General features: G+C 33.2%; 11 protein-coding genes and 1 pseudogene. 2 read left to right on the top strand and 10 right to left on the bottom strand.

The genetic code is table 11. The annotated features are described in order from the left end of the window. Window positions 1-65: 65 nt before the first annotated feature. From ACNQGX_RS15700 to panB, 7 genes and pseudogenes are all read right to left on the bottom strand, one after another. A complete protein-coding gene (locus ACNQGX_RS15700; RefSeq protein WP_417977811.1) occupies window positions 66-3,998 on the bottom strand; it encodes a PAS domain S-box protein in 3,933 nt (1,310 codons plus the stop codon). A 221-nt stretch (window positions 3,999-4,219) separates the two neighbouring features. Then, on the bottom strand, window positions 4,220-5,002 hold the full coding sequence (locus ACNQGX_RS15695; RefSeq protein ID WP_417977810.1) for a DUF2189 domain-containing protein: 783 nt from the start codon (window positions 5,000-5,002) through the stop codon (window positions 4,220-4,222). Between the two features lie 33 nt (window positions 5,003-5,035). After that, window positions 5,036-5,258, bottom strand: a pseudogene (locus ACNQGX_RS15690) (nitroreductase family protein); the annotation flags it as partial. Window positions 5,259-5,275: 17 nt separating this feature from the next. Beyond that, entirely contained in the window at window positions 5,276-6,604 is a 1,329-nt protein-coding gene (locus ACNQGX_RS15685; protein WP_417977808.1) for an aldehyde dehydrogenase, read from the bottom strand. A gap of 27 nt (window positions 6,605-6,631) precedes the next feature. Then, a complete protein-coding gene (locus tag ACNQGX_RS15680; RefSeq protein ID WP_417977806.1) occupies window positions 6,632-7,972 on the bottom strand; it encodes a hypothetical protein in 1,341 nt (446 codons plus the stop codon). Between the two features lie 73 nt (window positions 7,973-8,045). After that, window positions 8,046-8,735: an RluA family pseudouridine synthase gene (locus tag ACNQGX_RS15675; RefSeq protein WP_417977804.1), complete on the bottom strand. Its 690-nt coding sequence runs from the start codon at window positions 8,733-8,735 to the stop codon at window positions 8,046-8,048. 29 nt (window positions 8,736-8,764) lie between these two features. Then, a complete protein-coding gene (gene panB / locus ACNQGX_RS15670) occupies window positions 8,765-9,583 on the bottom strand; it encodes a 3-methyl-2-oxobutanoate hydroxymethyltransferase (protein WP_113634592.1) in 819 nt (272 codons plus the stop codon). A 102-nt stretch (window positions 9,584-9,685) separates the two neighbouring features. On the opposite strand from panB, the gene ACNQGX_RS15665 reads away from it, so the two are divergent. Beyond that, window positions 9,686-10,129, top strand: a complete 444-nt coding sequence (locus ACNQGX_RS15665) for a Cif family virulence factor (RefSeq protein ID WP_417977802.1) — start codon at window positions 9,686-9,688, stop codon at window positions 10,127-10,129. Window positions 10,130-10,860: 731 nt separating this feature from the next. Here the strand turns inward: ACNQGX_RS15665 and lgt are convergent. Both lgt and ACNQGX_RS15655 read right to left on the bottom strand, forming a co-directional pair. Then, window positions 10,861-11,691: a prolipoprotein diacylglyceryl transferase gene (gene lgt / locus ACNQGX_RS15660; protein ID WP_417977800.1), complete on the bottom strand. Its 831-nt coding sequence runs from the start codon at window positions 11,689-11,691 to the stop codon at window positions 10,861-10,863. 233 nt (window positions 11,692-11,924) lie between these two features. Further along, on the bottom strand, window positions 11,925-13,352 hold the full coding sequence (locus ACNQGX_RS15655; RefSeq protein WP_417977798.1) for an L-serine ammonia-lyase: 1,428 nt from the start codon (window positions 13,350-13,352) through the stop codon (window positions 11,925-11,927). Between the two features lie 229 nt (window positions 13,353-13,581). On the opposite strand from ACNQGX_RS15655, the gene ACNQGX_RS15650 reads away from it, so the two are divergent. Then, window positions 13,582-16,089 carry a M14 family zinc carboxypeptidase gene (locus ACNQGX_RS15650; protein WP_417977796.1) on the top strand — a complete coding sequence of 836 codons (2,508 nt, stop codon included), beginning with the start codon at window positions 13,582-13,584 and terminating at the stop codon, window positions 16,087-16,089. 82 nt (window positions 16,090-16,171) lie between these two features. Here the strand turns inward: ACNQGX_RS15650 and tamL are convergent, their stop codons facing one another. After that, window positions 16,172-18,466 carry a translocation and assembly module lipoprotein TamL gene (gene tamL / locus ACNQGX_RS15645; RefSeq protein WP_417977794.1) on the bottom strand — a complete coding sequence of 765 codons (2,295 nt, stop codon included), beginning with the start codon at window positions 18,464-18,466 and terminating at the stop codon, window positions 16,172-16,174. Window positions 18,467-18,523: the final 57 nt, after the last annotated feature.

Below are 18,523 nucleotides of genomic sequence, written 5' to 3'. Positions count from 1 at the left end.
ATTAAAAAATGTATATATATAAAAGTATAAAATTTTAAACGATAAATATTCTTTTTTCGAAGATGTTAACGGGTCCATTTAGAAATTATTTCTTCAATGATTCCTTTTACTATTGGTTTTGAGATATAATCATTCATTCCTGCTGTAAGACATTTTTCTTTCTCTTCTTTTTCTGTACCTGCAGTTATTGCAATAATGGGTACTTTTTGTCCTGATTTTAAAGTTCTAATTAATTGGGTAGCTTCATATCCATTCATGATTGGCATTTGGATGTCCATGAAAATAATATCTGGATTTATCGCTTCAAATTGCTCTACCGCATCTTTGCCATTTATAACTTCAAAAATAGCGGAATTTATAGGTAAGTTTTTAATGATTGTTTTAAGCAATAGCATATTGATTTTGTTGTCCTCAACAATCATTATTTTTATTTTTTTTGAGCTTTTATTTGGTTTGCCTACAATCTCATTAGTAGTAACAGGAATTGTAATTTGCTTTACATCTTCTGATGGTTCATTACTAATTTCTAAATCTAAATAAAAATAAAAGGCGCTGCCAAAATTAACCGTGCTTACTAATTGCAAATGCGAATTCATTAAGCCTAATAACTGGTTTGAAATGGTGAGGCCTAAGCCAGTTCCCCCAAATTTTCTTGTTGTTGAGCTGTCTTCTTGAGAAAAAGCATTGAATATTTTCTTTTTGTTTTCTTCTTGTATTCCAATCCCCGTATCAATAACTGTAAAAAGAAATTTGGTTCTGGAATCATCTATTTTTTCAATAATGGAAACATTTAATTTTATAGAGCCTTTTTCTGTGAATTTTACTGCATTAGATAAAAGATTAATTAATATTTGTTTTAAACGAACACCGTCTGTCCAAAAATATTTAGGGACATCGGGTGCTATATTCAGTTCTAAACTTAATTTTTTTTGATTGGATTGATATACTATTAAATCCATAATTTGATTCAATAGTTCCTTAATATCATATTTTTCAATGAATAAATCGAGTTTTCCGGCTTCTATTTTTGAGAAATCAAGAATGTCATTTATGATATATAATAAAGAATGAGCCGATTGATTTACTGTGGTGATATATTTCTCTTGGGTTTTTCCAAGGTTGGTTTTCATTAATAAATCTGTAAAACCAATAATTCCATTCAAAGGCGTTCTGATTTCATGGCTCATATTAGCTAGAAAATCAGATTTTGCTTTGTTGGCAGCTTCGGCTAATTCCTTTTGTTGTATTACGGTCTCAGTTTGTTTTCTCTCTGTAATATCGATAAAAATACCTTCTATAAATGCAATTTTTCCTTCCTTGATAATAGTATCGCCAAACTCTTCAATCCAAACAATTTTTTTGTCTTTTCGAATGATCCTATAAGTAGAATGGAATGGTCTCCCTTTTTCAATAGCTTCTAATTGTTCTCGTATAGTTTGTTTTTTGTCTTCTGGATGAAGTAAATCAAGAAATGATAATTTGTTTTCCAGAAAATCAGATTTCAAATAACCAGTAAGTTTTTCTATTTCATCGTTAAGATAAATTTTGGTAGCATTCTCATCATATTTAGATAAATAAACCGTCCCGGGAATATTATTCGCTAATAATCGGAACTTTTCTTCACTTTCATTAATAGCAGTCTCGTTAGCAATACGCTCAATCGAAGAGGCGATGTTACTGGCTAATGTTTGTAAAATATTTACTTCATCTTCTGACCAGTATCTTTCATTTTGAGTATCATCAAATCCTAAAAAGCCATGAAATTTGTTTCTCACAAAAATTGGAAAAAGAATTAATGAGATTGCATCTACGTTGGCTAATTTATTTCTCAATGAAATATTTTCGATTTTTGGTATTACTGCTCTATATATTTTATTGTTTAAAAGTGGCGTTATCAGCTCTTCAAAGTACTCATGCGGTAAATTTTGAAGCTTAATATTATTCTCAGTTAATTTGAGATTATTGATTATCCACCTGTATTTTTGACTTATTAATCCTGTATTCTCATCATTTTCATAGTAATAGGCTCTATGGGATTTAGTTGCTTTCCCCATAATTATAAGTACATCCGAGAAAATATCGTTTATATCTTTACTGTTCAAAAATTTCTCTGTACAAAGAGCCATTGCTGATAAAAGTTCACTCTTGTACTCTAATTTCTTCTCAGCATCGTATCGACTGTGTGAGATTATTGCCAAAGAAATAATATCAGATATTGTTCGGACAAAATTGACATCTTCATTATCCCAATTTTTGTTTTGAGATGTAGTTTCGAAACATACTATTCCAATTAATTCACCATCTATAAATATAGGAATGTCAAGTAAGGATTTAATTTCATTTTGTAAAAAATAATTTTCAGTAAATTCAGATGCTTCCCATTTATTGAAAACATCGAATACACTAATAACTTTTTCACTTTTAATCGCTTCAAAATAAACTAGATATTTTTCTTTTTCTAAAATAAATCCTTTGCTAAAAGTATGTTTTTGTAATTCATATAAATTTTCACAGATAATTTTATCCTCAGTATATTTCCAATAACTTACCCGATTGCATTTAGAAACTATTGCAGCTGATTCAATGATTTGCATTATGCCAGAGTCCAGATTTTTATAATTATTGAAGTTTGTAGTTGATAATTGTTTAATCGTTTTGTTGTACTCTTCTACTTTTTCCTGACGTATTTTATTTTCTGCCTCAATATTTTTAAACGTAGTTATATCCCTTGCTATACCGGAGTAACCAATTACCTTACCCAAATCATTTCTACGTATAATTACTTTTTGAGAAATCCATAGTATTTCCCCACCATTTTTTAATAAAGGAATTTCAATTATAGGGAAATCATGTTCGTTTTCTTCCAAATTTTGATAAAAACTCATCATTTCATAGATATAGTCCGTTCGTATAAATTCGGAATAGTTTCTGGTTAGAATTTCTTTTTCTTCATAGCCTAAAGCTTTAATGGTGAAATCATTAACAAATGTAAAGTTCCCATCATCATCTACCTCAAAAATAATATCAGTAGCATTTTGGATCAAATTTTTATATTGATTCTGAATGAGAATTTCATTGGTAACATCTTGTCCAATTCCTATGATTAAATCGTCCGAAAATTTTTTATCGTTCCATTGTATGTGTTTATATTCTCCATTACTACATTTAACTTTTCGGATGAATACCTCGTCATCCTTAAACTTTGGATGATAATCTTCACCATAGAATTCAGGGTCTTCCGTGACTTTCCAGTAGCCCAATCCCATTACTTGCTCAACAGAATAGCCTAAAATAGTTTGTACATTTTCGCTGCAAAAAACAATTTCACCTTTTCTGTTTGTTGCCAGAATAAGCGAATTCCCTTTATTAATAATTTGGTTATTAAAACGAGATTCAACATCAATGTTTAACAATGATATATGGTGAATGTAATTTATAATCAGAATTATGGTGGAATAAATAAATAATGCAATGTTTGTCTTTAACGGTATTATTTCTAAAACATAAGATGTACCTAAGAAGATAAAAACAGCTACAACAAAATACCAATACACTTTTATGGGGCTTAACACATTATAAGCAAAGAAAAAAGAAACAACAAAAGCGGTTATGGGTATAAAATCAGTTGGGGAATAAATTAGATTGCGGGCTATAAAACAAAAATAGAGTAAGAATAGCGCAATGAAAATTTGTTTAATATTTCTAAATACTATAGCCGACTTGGTACTTACAAAATACAATAAAATTAAAGAAAAACCAATAGTACAATTTGGCACTAATAGACTAACAGGTCTAATTTTAAAAATTTCGAAAATGACTTCTATTGAAGGAAGTATGATGCCTAAAAAGAGTAGATAGAGTTGGTATTCTTTGTTTTTTGAAGCAGTTTCTGTGCCATTTTCCAGCAACTTACTTTTTAATGTAGCTTTTATTTTATAAATTTTATAAGCCAGAAAAATAAATAGAACAAGAATTATAATCCATAAAGGATTACTCATTATAAAAAAATTAGAAGCCCAAAATAAAACAAATTTTGAGTTGAAAATAGTCAATAGGCTACAGTATAATACCATAGAAGTATTTTGATTAGATTTGAAAGACTAGTTGTGGGATTCTATCTTTATGGATTTCAATGTAAGGATTTATTTTAAATAAAAAACCAAAATTTATTTAAATTTAAATTTTAATAAATTTTGGTTTTTAGCTATAAAAAATGTTTTTAGTTTCTGTTTTCAATCTCAGTTTCAGGATCAAATCCTATTATTTCGCTATAAATAGCATAATATAATGAATACATAAATGGAATAGTAAAAACGATTCCAATACAGCATCCAATTAATCCAACCAAAGTGGCTATGATTCCAATAGCAAATAATCCCAATAGAACCAACGGTTGTTTAGAAATTATTAAAATACTGGCTTGGATAGCTTCAACAGCTTTGAGCTTTCCAAAAATAATAAGTGGAATTGTAAGGAACGTAAAAAATGTAGTGAGTATAGTAATTAAAAACCCAACAAACGGTATTTGTGCATAGTCAATTAATTCTGGAACGCCAGTACTCAATAAAGAAATTAATAATATTGCAATAAATAGTTCTTTAAAATAAGGTGCTTTGTAATATTCAAACATGGTTGACACATGAAATTCTTCATCTCTTTCGGCACAATACGCCATTTTTATTAGTCCAGCAGAAAATGGACTAAGCAAACACGTTATTAAAATAGAGACTCCTGAGAACATTAACATGGAGTTTAAACTTAAATTTTCGGGTTGTAAATTTTCAGGTTTTAATTTTTCTAAAACAGTTTCGGAATCAAAAATTGAAAGAGCTATTATAGCTAACAAAATACTTATCAGAATAATACCCACAAACAATATTAAACCGCTATACAGTGCAATTTTTTTATAATTTTCGAATGCATGGTTGAAAACATTTCCAAAATCTAAGACGTAACCATTCTTTTTTATTTCCTCAATTCGGTCTTGAGTCGTTTTAATCATTTGGTTTTTGGTATTATTTGGTTTGTTAGTTTTTTATTTTTTAAAATAGACTTCTTCAAAAGGAACTCTGAATCGTTCCCCATATACGCCTTGTTCTTCCCTGATTCCACATCCTAAAATCATGTTTATTTCTGAAGATGCCGGTAAATGTAATATTTTTTTTAATTCTCAGCGAATCAAAACCTTCCATTGGACACGTATCATAATTTATAGCTGCCATACTGATCATGAAATTCTGCGCTGCAAGTCCCGCGCTTACTGGTTTTTCATTGGTTACAACCATTTTAATACTTTTTGAATGGTTTTTAATTTGTCTTTATAAGGCGCATAACGCATGGGTAAATCCAGCCAAGTTCCTTTTTTTACAATAGCTTTTTTATGGGAAAAAATATCAAAACTTAGTTTTCCATGATACGCTCCCATTCCGGAATTTCCAACACCGCCAAAAGGCAGGCGATTGTTAGCCAAATGAATTACCGTATCATTAATGCAACCGCCTCCAAAAGAATATTTTTGCAAAACTTCATCGATAAAAGATTTGTTTTGGGAAAATAAATACAAGGATAATGGTTTTTCGAAGCTCGAAATTATTTTTTCAATATCTGATTTCGATTGATAGGATAGTATAGGTAATATTGGACCAAAAATTTCTTCTTTCATCACTATACTATCCATATTTGGTTCGTCAAGTAAAGTAGGAGCAAGGTATAATGTCTCTCTGTTAGATTGTCCTCCAAAAAGGATTTTCTGATTCTCCAATAAACTTAATTGACGCTGCCAGTTTTTCAGGTTGATAATTCTGGCAAAATCAGATGATTCTTCCGGGTTTGTTCCAAGTGCTTTTTCAATTTCTTGAATCAGTAATTTCACGAAAGTATCCTTCATTTTATGGTGTACCAATATATAATCGGGCGCAACACAGGTTTGTCCGGCGTTTATGATTTTTCCCCACACAATGCGTCGGGCACTTAATTCTAAATTAGCCGTTTCATCAACAATACAAGGACTTTTTCCTCCCAATTCCAGTGTGACTGGCGTTAGGTTTTCGGCAGCTGCTTTCGCCACTATTTTCCCAACAGCAACACTTCCGGTGAAAAAAATATAGTCCCAACGTTTGTTTAATAATTCCTGTGCGATTGTTGCATCTCCAGTTACCACAACAACATCTTTTACCGCAAAAGTTTCGCTTATAATTTTGGAAATAATATTCGAAGTATTCGGGGTAAGTTCCGATGGTTTTAAGGTTACTTTATTCCCGGCAGCAACAGCAGCAACCAGCGGACATAAGGCCAATTGAAACGGATAATTCCATGGAGAAAGGATCAATACATTTCCGTAAGGTTCACTATAAATATAATCGGATGAGGGGAAATTCAAAAGAGAAGCGAAAACTTTCTTTGGTTTTGCCCAAGAATCCATTCTTTTTATGGTTTCTTTTAAGTCACTAATCACATAATTGGTTTCGGTTAAAACAGCTTCAAAAGCAGGTTTTTTAAAATCATCGTACAAAGCCTTAATGATTGCCTCTTCATTTTCTATAATGTTGTGCAATAATTTTTTAAGGGATTCTTTTCTATAACTGATGTCGTTCTTGTGTTTCATAGGATGATTTTAAAATTTGTAGAACCGTTATTTTAACCCAAGTCTGTATCCTATATAAAAATCAGCTTGTTTTGTGTCGCTTGTTAAAGCGGTTACTACAGAACTGGATCCCATATAAAAACCATACACTCTAAATCCTAATCCACCAGTTGTACCTGAAATCTCATTACTGGCCCATGAAGAATAAACCTCAAAGTTTTTTAATGAAAATCGTGGCGTAACAGAAACTACATTTTGAGTTGTTATTTGATTATCTTTAGTATCATCTCCTAGTTTTTGTTGGGTATAAAGTGCGACAAAAAATTTAGGAACTACTTTTATATCTGCATAAGCAGAGAAAACAGCAGGTAGGTTTACTTTGAAACTTTTACTGGATTCCGTTTTAGTTAAATAGCCATCGTTTTGTAAAATGGTTTCTACTTCTTGTAAATTTTTGGCATCTTGAAATTGGCTTAAAGCCAAACCATTTGGATTTGCTGGTGTAGATTGTATATTTAAGGCATAATCAGTAGATGAATTTGCTTCATCCTCAAAAGTCATTCCTCCAATATTTCGGACTGCTAAACCTGCTTTTATTTTGTAACTGTCTTTGTCTTTCCATAGATAATTTACGCCAAAATCAGCGGCAACCCCGTTTATTTTTCCAAAAACAGATTCTGAATAATTACTGAAATCAGTAAAACCATCTTTAAAGTTTCCTGAATAAGCAATATTGATATTTGCCTGGGTATTATTTAAATAGGCTTCGGCAGCAATATTGTTGATGGTTCCTTGAAATTTATCTACCCCTAAATTTGTGTAAGAACCTGGGAATAATAATTTTAATGTGGCACCGGCATTGAATTTATGGGTTTCATTTTCGAATAGGTTTCTTGCTAATGAGAATCCTACTTCTCCCCAGCTTGTTCCGTTTAAACGCTGATTATAATCATTGCTTATCGTTGAAGAACCAACAATGTTATCGGAATTAATCGCATCAGCAAGTTTTGGATCTATATCAATAAGATTTAATTTTGCAATTGCTTTTGTTGTAATGCCAAATGCCCATTTATCCAATCTCATGGCAAAACCAGGACCATAAATTTCAGCATCTACACGCATGTTTACAGGATCGTTTCCTTTAAATAATAAATCCTCGATATTTTCTCCGTTAACGATATCGCTAAAACCTATTTTATCGTTGGCAACATTTATACTCGTTGAAAAAAGATTTACTTCATATTTAGAACTTAAATTGGATAGTTCTGCCGGATTGATACTGGCATTAAGTAATCCTACTCTGTTAGACATGTTTATTCCTGAAAAATGGTCTTGAGCAGCCATATTCAAAAAAGAAATGAAGCAAAAAATTAGGTATTGTTTTTTCATAAATTTTGGTTTTTGTGAATGTTTAATGTTGGGTTTATGGAATGAATAAAAGTAAAAATACTATTTTTTAGTGTTAAATAACATTCCAAATCACATCATCCGGTGTTGGTGCGATGATTTCTATATTTTCTTTGGAAACTGGATGTGTGAAAACTAATTTACGGGCATGCAAATGGATTCCTCCATCAGGATTGCTACGGTCAAAACCATATTTTAAATCTCCTTTTATCGGTGAACCAATAGCCGAAAGTTGAGCCCTGATTTGATGGTGTCTTCCCGTGTGAAGATTAATTTCCAAAGCAAAATAATTGTTGAGTTCCTTGATTATTTTATAATCTAAACTGGCTATTTTGCTGTCAGGAACTTCTTTTAAATGCGCTTTTGAAGTGTTATTTTTTTCGTTCCTTTTCAGGAAATGAACCAATTTATCTGTTGGATTCGAAGGTTTGTTTTTGACAATACACCAATATGTTTTTTGAGTTTCACGATTGCTGAACAACTCATTCATTCTCGTCAACGCTTTACTGGTTCGGGCAAAAACGACTATTCCGGTTGTAGGGCGGTCCAAACGATGTACCACACCCAGAAAAACTTCTCCGGGTTTGTTGTATTTGTCTTTAATGTATTCTTTCACCACATCAGATAATGGTTTATCGCCGGTTTTATCGCCTTGTACAATATCGCCTACACGCTTGTTTACCACAATAAGATGATTGTCTTCGTGAAGAACTTGAAGGTTGTTTTTATTCGAAACTATTTTCATTTTTCAATTCCCCTTTGGGGTTTAGGGGCTTAATATTGTTCGCTGGAATTAGGGAAATCGCTTGATTTTACATCGGCAACATATTGACCGATGGCAGTTGTCATTCCTTCGTATAAATTCATGTATCTTCTCAAGAAACGAGGGCTAAATTCATTGTTCATTCCTAACATATCGTGAATCACTAAAACTTGTCCGTCAACACCGCCACCTGCACCAATACCAATTACTGGAATCGAAATACTTTGGGCCACTTTTTCGGCTAAATGAGCAGGAATTTTTTCTAATACTAATGCGAAACAACCCAATCTTTCCAGCAATTTAGCATCTTCTATTAGTTTATGCGCTTCTTCTTCTTCTTTGGCGCGAACCGTATAAGTTCCAAATTTATAAATAGATTGCGGGGTTAAACCCAAATGTCCCATAACCGGAATTCCTGCGTTTAATATTTTCTTGATAGAATCTTTAATTTCTTTACCGCCTTCCAGTTTTACCGCATGACCACCGCTTTCTTTCATGATTCGAATGGCAGAACGCAACGCTTCTTTAGGATCTGATTGGTAACTTCCAAAAGGTAAATCCACGACAACCAACGCTCTTTCGATTGCTCTCACAACAGATGACGCATGATAAATCATTTGGTCCAATGTAATAGGCAAAGTCGTTTCATGACCGGCCATTACATTCGAAGCAGAGTCACCTACTAAAATGACATCAATTCCGGCGGTATCAACGATTTTTGCCATGGTGTAATCGTATGCGGTAAGCATGGAAATTTTCTCTCCATTGGCTTTCATCTCAATCAGTGATTTTGTAGTAATCCTTTTATAATCTTTTTTTGCGACAGACATATTTGTTGTTTTAAGATTGTAAAGGTAATAAAATGTATATTTTTAACTCAAAAATGTAACAGTAATGTTATTTGTAGAACCAATTAATTATACTAAGAAAAGATGAAGAAATTTTTATTGATTTTTGTGTTATTTATATCCGCTAATTCTCAGGCTCAAAATCAAGAAATTCAAAAAGTGGTTGAAACTTTTTTCGAGGCTTTTCATGCCAAAGATACTTTGAAATTGCAGACTCTTTGTGACGACACAATGATTTTGCAATCCATTGCTGAGAATGCCAAAGGCACTAAATTATCCAATGAAAAACCACAAGTATTTTTTAAATCAATAGCTTCTATTCCTGCCGAATTAAAGTTTCAGGAAAAAATTATGAGTTACTCCATTCAAGTCGATGGAAGCATGGCGCACGCTTGGACGCCTTATGAGTTTTATGTAAATGGTAAATTAAGTCATAAAGGGGTGAATGCTTTTACACTTTTCAAGAAAGATACTCCCGAAACTTCGGGATGGAAAATAGTACATCTTATTGATACCCGAAGAAAGTAGTTTTGGTTTCACTTTTATGAAAAGCGAAATAATTTCTACTGGCTTTTACAAGATTTCAAGTTAATAGGTTTCGTCATTCAAGTCTGACTCTTCTTCGTTTGCTTTTTTGTAATCATTGTTTAAAAAATGGGTGTATTTTTTTTCTCATTTTGATTTTTTCTAATAAGAAATACGATCAAAATCACCACACAAATGGCTACAATGCTAACTATTATCCAATTGATTTCCATTACTGTTGGTTTAGGTTAAAGTGAATTGGTTAAATTATAGTATAAATAGATAAATTTTATATTATCAGTGTTTTAATTTTAGGTTATGTAAATAAAAGAACTATTTCTAACCCGTTGGGTGCAACTAGTTTTTAATTATAATTTTCGTCAGTTCGAGTGATTTTCGTTAGATCCCGAAGCTTCGGGAGTATCGAGAACAAGAAAAATTTGAATTAAAAACAATTCTCGATACATTTTTTGCTCCGTTTTACTCCACAAAAAACACTACCATTGACGTTTTTTATTACGTAGCCCTTCGACTGCGCTCAGGGTGACACAATGAATGTCATTTTATATTGCTTTTTTTGTAAAAAAAATAAGCCTCGAAATGACGTTTTGAATAATTAGACCCAACGGGTTATTTCTAATATTTAGCAAAGTTTGGTTCAAAACTCGTACAATAGTTTGTTATTAATAAACCAAATGTCATCTTTAATTTTCAGTTGCAGACCTAAACCGCAATCATGCAAAATCCCTGTGTGCAGTACTTGTTTTCCATATGATAATCATCAATCCAATTATAATAAATGGAATACTTAACATTTGCCCCATATTCAATGTCATTCCATTTTCAAAATCGACCTGATTTTCTTTAAAGAATTCAATTATAAATCGCGCTAAAAACAATAATGTTAGAAAAATGCCAAATAGTATTCCATTATTTTTTGCTGCAATTTTCGATTTGTAAATTACAAATAGAATTGTAAAAATTAATAAGTATGAAAATGCTTCGTAGAGTTGCGTTGGATGTCTAGGAATAAAATCGTCTTTTTGAAAAATTACACCCCAATTTCCATTTGTTGGTTTTCCATAGATTTCAGAATTCATAAAATTTCCAAATCTTATAAATGCGGCCGTTACTGGAACTCCAATTGCAATTCGGTCCAAAATCCATAGCATATTTACTTTAAACTTTTTGCAATACATTAGTATTGCAATAAACACTCCAACTGTTCCTCCGTGACTTGCTAAACCAGCATATCCAATAAATTTATATGTTTCGCCAACTTTTTTGATTGGTAAAAGTATTTCTATTGGGTTTTTCAAGAAATATGCAGGCTCATAAAAAAAACAATGTCCAAGTCTTGCACCTAAAAGAGTTCCAAATACAATATAGACTAAAAGGTTGTCTAAATCTTGAACAGGGATATCTTCTTTAATATAAATGCGTTTAACAATATAAAATCCTAGCAGTAATCCACAGGCAAAAAGTAAACCGTAATATTTTACAGGAAAACTATTAGTGATCCAAAAAATCTCAGAGTCAACATTCCAATTAATTATTGTATTCATTTTTTCTATTTACGATTTTGGGAGTATAACACACAATTGATAAATACATGCATTTTTAAAATTTAAAATTCAACTAAATATATTGATTTGTAGTTTTTTTGTATCTTAATAACATACGAAAAAGCATTTCGTTTTTTTGCATTATCAATTTCATTTTCGAATAAAAACGATTTTTATTAAACCAAATATATCTTTTTATCCTTACAAAAACAGCGGTTTAAAAATAAATAAATTTAACAATCCGCCAAATTCACGGCAATGGCTAATCCGCCTTCGGAAGTTTCTTTGTATTTGTTGTTCATGTCTTTGGCGGTTTGCCACATCGTGTCGACCACTTTGTCTAAAGGTACTTTAGCATTTTTCGGGTCGGTTTCCAGGGCTAGTTCAGCGGCATTAATGGCTTTTATGGCCCCCATCGTATTTCTTTCAATACACGGAATTTGAACCAAACCGCCAATAGGATCACAAGTCAATCCCAAATGATGTTCCATGGCAATTTCGGCGGCCATTAAAACCTGTTCTGGAGTTCCGCCCATCAATTCGCATAAAGCTGCGGCAGCCATAGAGGAAGAAACGCCTATTTCGGCCTGACAACCACCCATTGCTGCGGATATTGTAGAACCTTTCTTGAAAATACTGCCTATTTCTCCGGCAACCATCAAGAATTGTTTGATTTCCTTTTCTCCCGCATTGTGGTTTTCAATCACTAAATAATACATCAAAACAGCTGGAATAACGCCTGCACTTCCATTTGTTGGAGCCGTTACCACACGACCTAAAGCAGCGTTTACTTCATTTACCGCAAGGGCAAAACAAGAAACCCATTTCAGGATTTGACGAAATTTTACTTCGGTTAATCTAATTTGGTCTAACCAAGTTTGTGGTGAATTATAATTGGATAAACCGATTAATTTTTGGTGCATATCAAAAGCACGACGGCGCACGTTTAATCCTCCGGGAAGAATCCCTTCGGAATGACAGCCAATGTACATGCATTCGAGCATCGTGTTCCAAATGCGCATCAATTCATGATCGATAACTGCTTCGGTACGCATCGATTTTTCGTTTTCATAAACGATTTCCGATATGGATTTGTTCTCTTTTTTACAATAATCCAATAGTTCTGCCGCTTTCTCAATTGGATAAGGAAAAGCACATTTTATCTGGATTTTCTTCTTGGCATTGATGCGTTCTTCTTTGACTACAAATCCGCCACCAATAGAATAAAAGGTGGAGACGTATTCGCTATCATCAGTCATATAGGCCGTAAAAGTCATTCCGTTGGCATGAAAAGGAAGGAAATTTTTATTGAAAACGATGTCTTGGAGGAAATAAAAAGGGATTATTTTTTCGTTTCCTAAATTGATTTCGTTTTTAGATTCAATGGATTTGATAATTACATCAATATTTTCTACGGGAATGTATTCCGGATCTTGTCCGCTTAACCCCAGCATTACGGCTAAATCCGTGGCGTGTCCTTTTCCAGTTAAGGAAAGGGAACCGTATAAATCTATTTTTACTCTGTTTACAGCATGAATTAAATTTTCGTTTCTCAATTCGCCAAGAAAGCGTTCGGCAGCTCTCCAAGGTCCAAGTGTGTGCGAACTCGAAGGTCCGACACCAATTTTTAGCATGTCAAAAACTGAGATACATTCTTCCATCTGTAGTGTGAATTTTGTTGTCTGCAAATATAATAGAATGTAGCAATGATACTAATCCAAAACAGAATAATATTGTTTTTTAATACTGAATAATGTTATTCTTCTTCGACAAAAAAGGAATTAATAAAAACAAGGACTTTGATAAAATCAATATTTCATTAATCCAAAATTTAGCTTGTGCAATACTTCGTAAAAGGCTATTTTTGAAGCATAACTAACCCAAAAAAATATGAAAAAGACCGTTTTTTCTTTTTATCTAATGCTAACTTTGGTGCTGAGTGTTCATTCGCAAGTGCAAAGCCCTTCCCAGTTTTTACCCAATTACGGAAAACAAATAAGCTATTATCATCAGGCTGAAAATTATTTCAAGCATCTTACGGAAAAGTCCACTTTCATCAAACACCAGAAATACGGAGTTACTCCGGAACAAAGGGATTTGAATGTGTATTTTATTTCCAGTCCGGAGAATTTGGCTAATTTGGAACAAATTCGAAACAACAATTTAGCAGCTATTGGTTTATCTGAGAATAAATCCCAAATGATTGGCGATAAGTTAATTGTATGGTTGAGTTTTAATGTTCACGGAAATGAATTTGCCGGAACCGAAAGTGCTATGACAGTGGCTTACGAATTAGTAAATCCTTCGAATGCTGAAACTAAAAAGTGGTTAGAGAATACAATTGTAATCCTTGATCCATGCATTAATCCGGATGGATATTCCAGATACGGGAATTGGTTAAGAGAAATTTCAGGTAAAAAAACGCATCCTGAATTGTCAGACAGAGAGCACATGGAAGTTTGGCCGGGTGGCAGATTCAACCATTATATGTTTGATTTAAATAGGGATTGGGCTTGGCAAACGCAACCGGAAACCCAACAGCGTATTGCATTGTACAACCAATGGATGCCACAAGTTCATACGGATGTACACGAAATGGGATACGATTCTCCGTACTTCTTTCCACCATCAGCGGAACCTTTGCATGAATATATTGAGAAATACCAGAAAGATTTTCATTACACTTTAGGTAAAAACATTTCTAAAAAATTCGATGCTCAAAATTGGATGTACAATACCGGTGAACGTTTTGATTTGTTTTATCCAAGTTATGGCGATACGTATCCTACTTACAACGGAGCTGTAGGAATGACATTGGAACAAGGAGGAATAGGAGCGGGAAGAGAAGTTGTGATGAGTAACGGGATCAATTTGACTATAAAAGACCGATTAACGCATCACGCAACGGCAGTTTTAACGGTTGTGGAATCGGCGGCATCTCAAGCGGATGTTTTACTGAAAGGATTCAGAGGTTTTATGAATAATTCCCGAAAAACGGTTAAGGGAAATTATAAAATGTATGTGATGAAAAACAATCCGAAGTTAATTCAAATGGCGGATTTGTTGAAAAAAAATAACGTAGAATTCAGTTATGCCGATGCCAGTCAAAAAGCGTCGGGATTCAATTACAATACAAAAACAGAGAAAGGTTTTACGATTGAACCCAATGATTTAATAGTAAAAGTAGACCAACAAAAAGCCGTTTTTGCGCAAGTGCTTTTTGAACCGAACCAAAAATTGAATGACAGTTTATCGTACGATATTACCTCTTGGGCATTGCCTTTGGCGTATGGAGTTGAAGGTTATGCGCTGAAAAATAGTTTAGCCATTAAAACAAAAGCATCAATTGAGGCGAAGGAAAAAACGATTCCTCAAAATGTATATGCGTTTCATATTCCGTGGAATAACAGAATCTCAGCTCAGGTTTTGTCTTTGTTGCACCAAAATAATATTAAAGTTAGATCAGCGATGAAAAAAGCCGTTTTTGGTGATACAACTGTTGATCCAGGAGGTTTATTGGTTACCAAAACGGATAATCCTAAAGTAGTTGACTTTGAAAAAACGATTACTGAACTCGTGAAAATAAAAACAGATTTTAATTATATCTTAACTGGTTTTTCTTCAAATTCTAAGGATGTTGGTGGTGAAAATTTTAATTTATTGAAAGCTCCTAAAATTGTTTTATTGTCAGGAAAAGGAGTTGGTTCTACTGAATTTGGTTCTGTTTGGTATTATCTTGAAGAAACGGTGGAATATCCGGTAAGTGTTGTGGATGCTGATAACTTTAAAAGAATAAAATTATACAATTATAACACATTGATATTACCTGATGGGTATTACAATTTTTCTGAAGAGCAACAAAAACAAATTGCAGAATGGGTTAAAAACGGTGGAAAAGTAATTGCCATGAATAGTGCCCTTAGTTTATTTGAAGGAAAAGAAGGATATGCTTTGAGTCCTTTTGCTACTGATGAGGATAAACTTAGTTCCGAAAAAGAAGCTTCGGAAAACGAATTAAAAGAACGATTCTTAGATTTTCAGGAAACAGAACGCAGGTATATTTCTAAATCGATTCCTGGTGCTATCATTGAGAATCTGTTGAATAAAACGCACCCGATGTCTTTCGGTTTAGGAGATAAATATTTCAGTCTGAAAACGGATGACAGACATTATTCATTATTGAAAAAAGCGACAAATGTTGTTTACGTGCCCAAAGATTATAAGAGTTATGGTTTTGTTGGTAATGAAATCAAAAAGAAATTGAATAACACCGTAAGCTTTGCGGTGGACAAAAAAGAGAATGGCGAAGTAATTTATATGGTAGATAATCCATTGTTTAGAGGTTTCTGGGAAAACGGAAATCTATTGTTCAGCAATGCATTGTTCTTGGTGGATTAAATAAGAAATTAAGAATACTTTTTATAAACAAAGAGCACGATGATTTTCGTGCTCTTTGTTATTTATCCAGATCTTATAATTTTTAAAAAGGGTAGCCAATAGCCAAGTTGAAAATCAAATTTTCTTTTCGCCAAGTGCCACTTCCAAAATTAATTTGATCTAAAACCCAACGATCGCCATCGGGTAAATACGGTTTCCGAATAGGGAAGGCGAAATCCGTTCTAAGAATCAGAAACGAGAAATCGAAACGCAATCCGGCACCGGCACCAACGGCTATTTCATTCAGGAATTTTTTTGAAAATTTGGCTCCGGGTTTATCAGGATTATCATTCAATAGCCAGATGTTTCCGGCATCTATAAACAAAGCGCCTTTGACCAATCCGTAAATTTTAGCTCGGTATTCGGTATTAAATTCCAATTTTAAATCACCGGATTGATCGGGTAAAAAAGTATTGGTATTCGTTGATGCGCCATCAAAACTTCCCGGACCTATAGAACGTGCTCTAAAGGCTCTTAAACTATTGGTTCCACCAATGAAAAATTGCTTTATAAATGGCATTTCAGCTGAGTTTCCGTAAGCAAACCCAGCGCCTACAATAATTCGGCTGGCCAATTGTGCATCGGGACTTAATTTCAAATAATGTCTGAAATCATTTTCTATTTTGACAAATTGGCTAAACGGAACATCAAATAATTTAATGGTATCTCCTTTTTGAACATTCGCACCTGAAACTAATCCTGCCACGTTTCCAGCCAAGTCGATAGATCCTTTATAGTAAAAAGTATTTTTCTTTCTTTTTTGTAGTGTGTTCGTGTAAGTATAGGAATAGGTTGGTCCAAAAATCAATTGCTTTTCAATGACTTTCCCCAAAGATTCATTTGCAAGAATTTGCTCTTGGTACAAAGCAGTAACATTTTGCGGACTGGCATACGTAATTTCAGTAACATTTAATAAATGCTCTTTTCGTTCATTTTCTTTCCATAAATAACCAAACGAACCTTTGAAGGTTTGCAGGGAGTATAATTTGGTTCTGTTTTGGAATTCATATCCTAACGTTGCTTTTGTTTTGGGTACAAAACCACTTGGAGAATTTAGTTTAAAAGGAGCAACAAATCTAGGCCAAACTAAATTGGCTTCGGTACCGACTCTATAAACATTAAATCCATTGTTTTGTCCGGAAACTTGTGTTTCAACACCGCCAAAAGCAGAGATGGTAAGCAATTCAGCACCTCTAAAAGTATTTCGATTGCTCCAATTTAAATTGAGTTCGGTTCCTGTATAATTAGCTGAATTCGTTTTGGCTAATACTTCCAGTCGTATTGATTTTTTTGGTAATGGCGTGAGATAATAATACGCATCCAGATAATTTCCTGTTGTATCAGAAACTCTGAATTGATTTTTCACGAATTTGAAAGTTCCAAGATTTACTAATCGATTCAAGGATAAATTATGATTGGTACGGTTGTATAAATCGTTTTTTTTGAAATATAGCGCTCGATCAAAAATACGGGGTTTGAATAAATTCTCCGGATCAATAATGGTTAAATCATTGTATTTTTTGATGGAATCCATATTGGTTTTTACACTGTCAGAACCTATGGAATAGTTTGGATAAACGATGATTTTATTTATTTTGTATGGTGTTTCCGCCAGTTTTGGAGCTTCATCTTTTACTTTTACAATAAGATCCACCTGATGATCTGCAACGGTTGTATCCACTTGTACTTTAAGATAATCAGGATTGAAATAAAAGAATCCTTTTTCCTTTAGTCTGGCGTCAATGCGAATTCTTTCTTCTTTTATGGCATCAAGACTGTAGCCTTCTTCTTTTTTTAACAGACTTCTTCGTCTGGTATTGCGAACTGCAGTCGAAATTATGGAAGAATCCGTAGGGAATTTCACTTCTTTAATTTTATATTGTTTTCCGGGTTTTACAATATATTCTGCGGTTGCTTTTTTACCACGTCGGGTTGAATCTGCCGATGTTTTTGTGTTGAAATAGCCACTGTTTTCGGCAAAGTTTTGCAAAACACTTTTGTTGTATTCCAAATCTACTTGACTGTATAAAACGGGCGCTTCACCTACTTTGGTTCTCAACCAGTAGCGCCATCCTTTTTCTTTCTTTGGCGTCCCAGCCAAATTATAGATGTACAGTTTAGGTCTTAATCCTAAAATCGAGGAATTGGGCTTTGGTCTAACTACTTCTTTTAATGCCGTTTTTAATGCTTTTTTTTCTTTTTTAGAGACTTCTTTTCCTTCCACGGTTACTTTTGCACCTGTATACAATAGTTCTCCTTCGGGCAGAAATCTGGTATTACTGCATGAGGAAACGAACAATCCTAAAAAAAGAAAATATAGTATATGGCTCTTGTTCATCAATTCTATTATTTATTAAAAAAAATTAAATCATTAAGGTATTAAGTTTCATTAAGG

Origin of the sequence: Flavobacterium glycogeni, from assembly GCF_048286775.1 — a bacterium.
In the GTDB taxonomy this organism is placed as follows: domain Bacteria; phylum Bacteroidota; class Bacteroidia; order Flavobacteriales; family Flavobacteriaceae; genus Flavobacterium.
This window is presented reverse-complemented; position numbering and strand designations above follow the sequence as displayed.

Excerpts from the sequence above, each read along its gene's own strand:
- ACNQGX_RS15700 (WP_417977811.1), bottom strand. The coding sequence starts at position 3,998 with ATGAGTAATCCTTTATGGATTATAATTCTTGTTCTATTTATTTTTCTG.
- ACNQGX_RS15695 (WP_417977810.1), bottom strand. The coding sequence starts at position 5,002 with ATGATTAAAACGACTCAAGACCGAATTGAGGAAATAAAAAAGAATGGT.
- ACNQGX_RS15685 (WP_417977808.1), bottom strand. The coding sequence starts at position 6,604 with ATGAAACACAAGAACGACATCAGTTATAGAAAAGAATCCCTTAAAAAA.
- ACNQGX_RS15680 (WP_417977806.1), bottom strand. The coding sequence starts at position 7,972 with ATGAAAAAACAATACCTAATTTTTTGCTTCATTTCTTTTTTGAATATG.
- ACNQGX_RS15675 (WP_417977804.1), bottom strand. The coding sequence starts at position 8,735 with ATGAAAATAGTTTCGAATAAAAACAACCTTCAAGTTCTTCACGAAGAC.
- panB (WP_113634592.1), bottom strand. The coding sequence starts at position 9,583 with ATGTCTGTCGCAAAAAAAGATTATAAAAGGATTACTACAAAATCACTG.
- ACNQGX_RS15665 (WP_417977802.1), top strand. The coding sequence starts at position 9,686 with ATGAAGAAATTTTTATTGATTTTTGTGTTATTTATATCCGCTAATTCT.
- lgt (WP_417977800.1), bottom strand. The coding sequence starts at position 11,691 with ATGAATACAATAATTAATTGGAATGTTGACTCTGAGATTTTTTGGATC.
- ACNQGX_RS15655 (WP_417977798.1), bottom strand. The coding sequence starts at position 13,352 with ATGGAAGAATGTATCTCAGTTTTTGACATGCTAAAAATTGGTGTCGGA.
- ACNQGX_RS15650 (WP_417977796.1), top strand. The coding sequence starts at position 13,582 with ATGAAAAAGACCGTTTTTTCTTTTTATCTAATGCTAACTTTGGTGCTG.
- tamL (WP_417977794.1), bottom strand. The coding sequence starts at position 18,466 with ATGAACAAGAGCCATATACTATATTTTCTTTTTTTAGGATTGTTCGTT.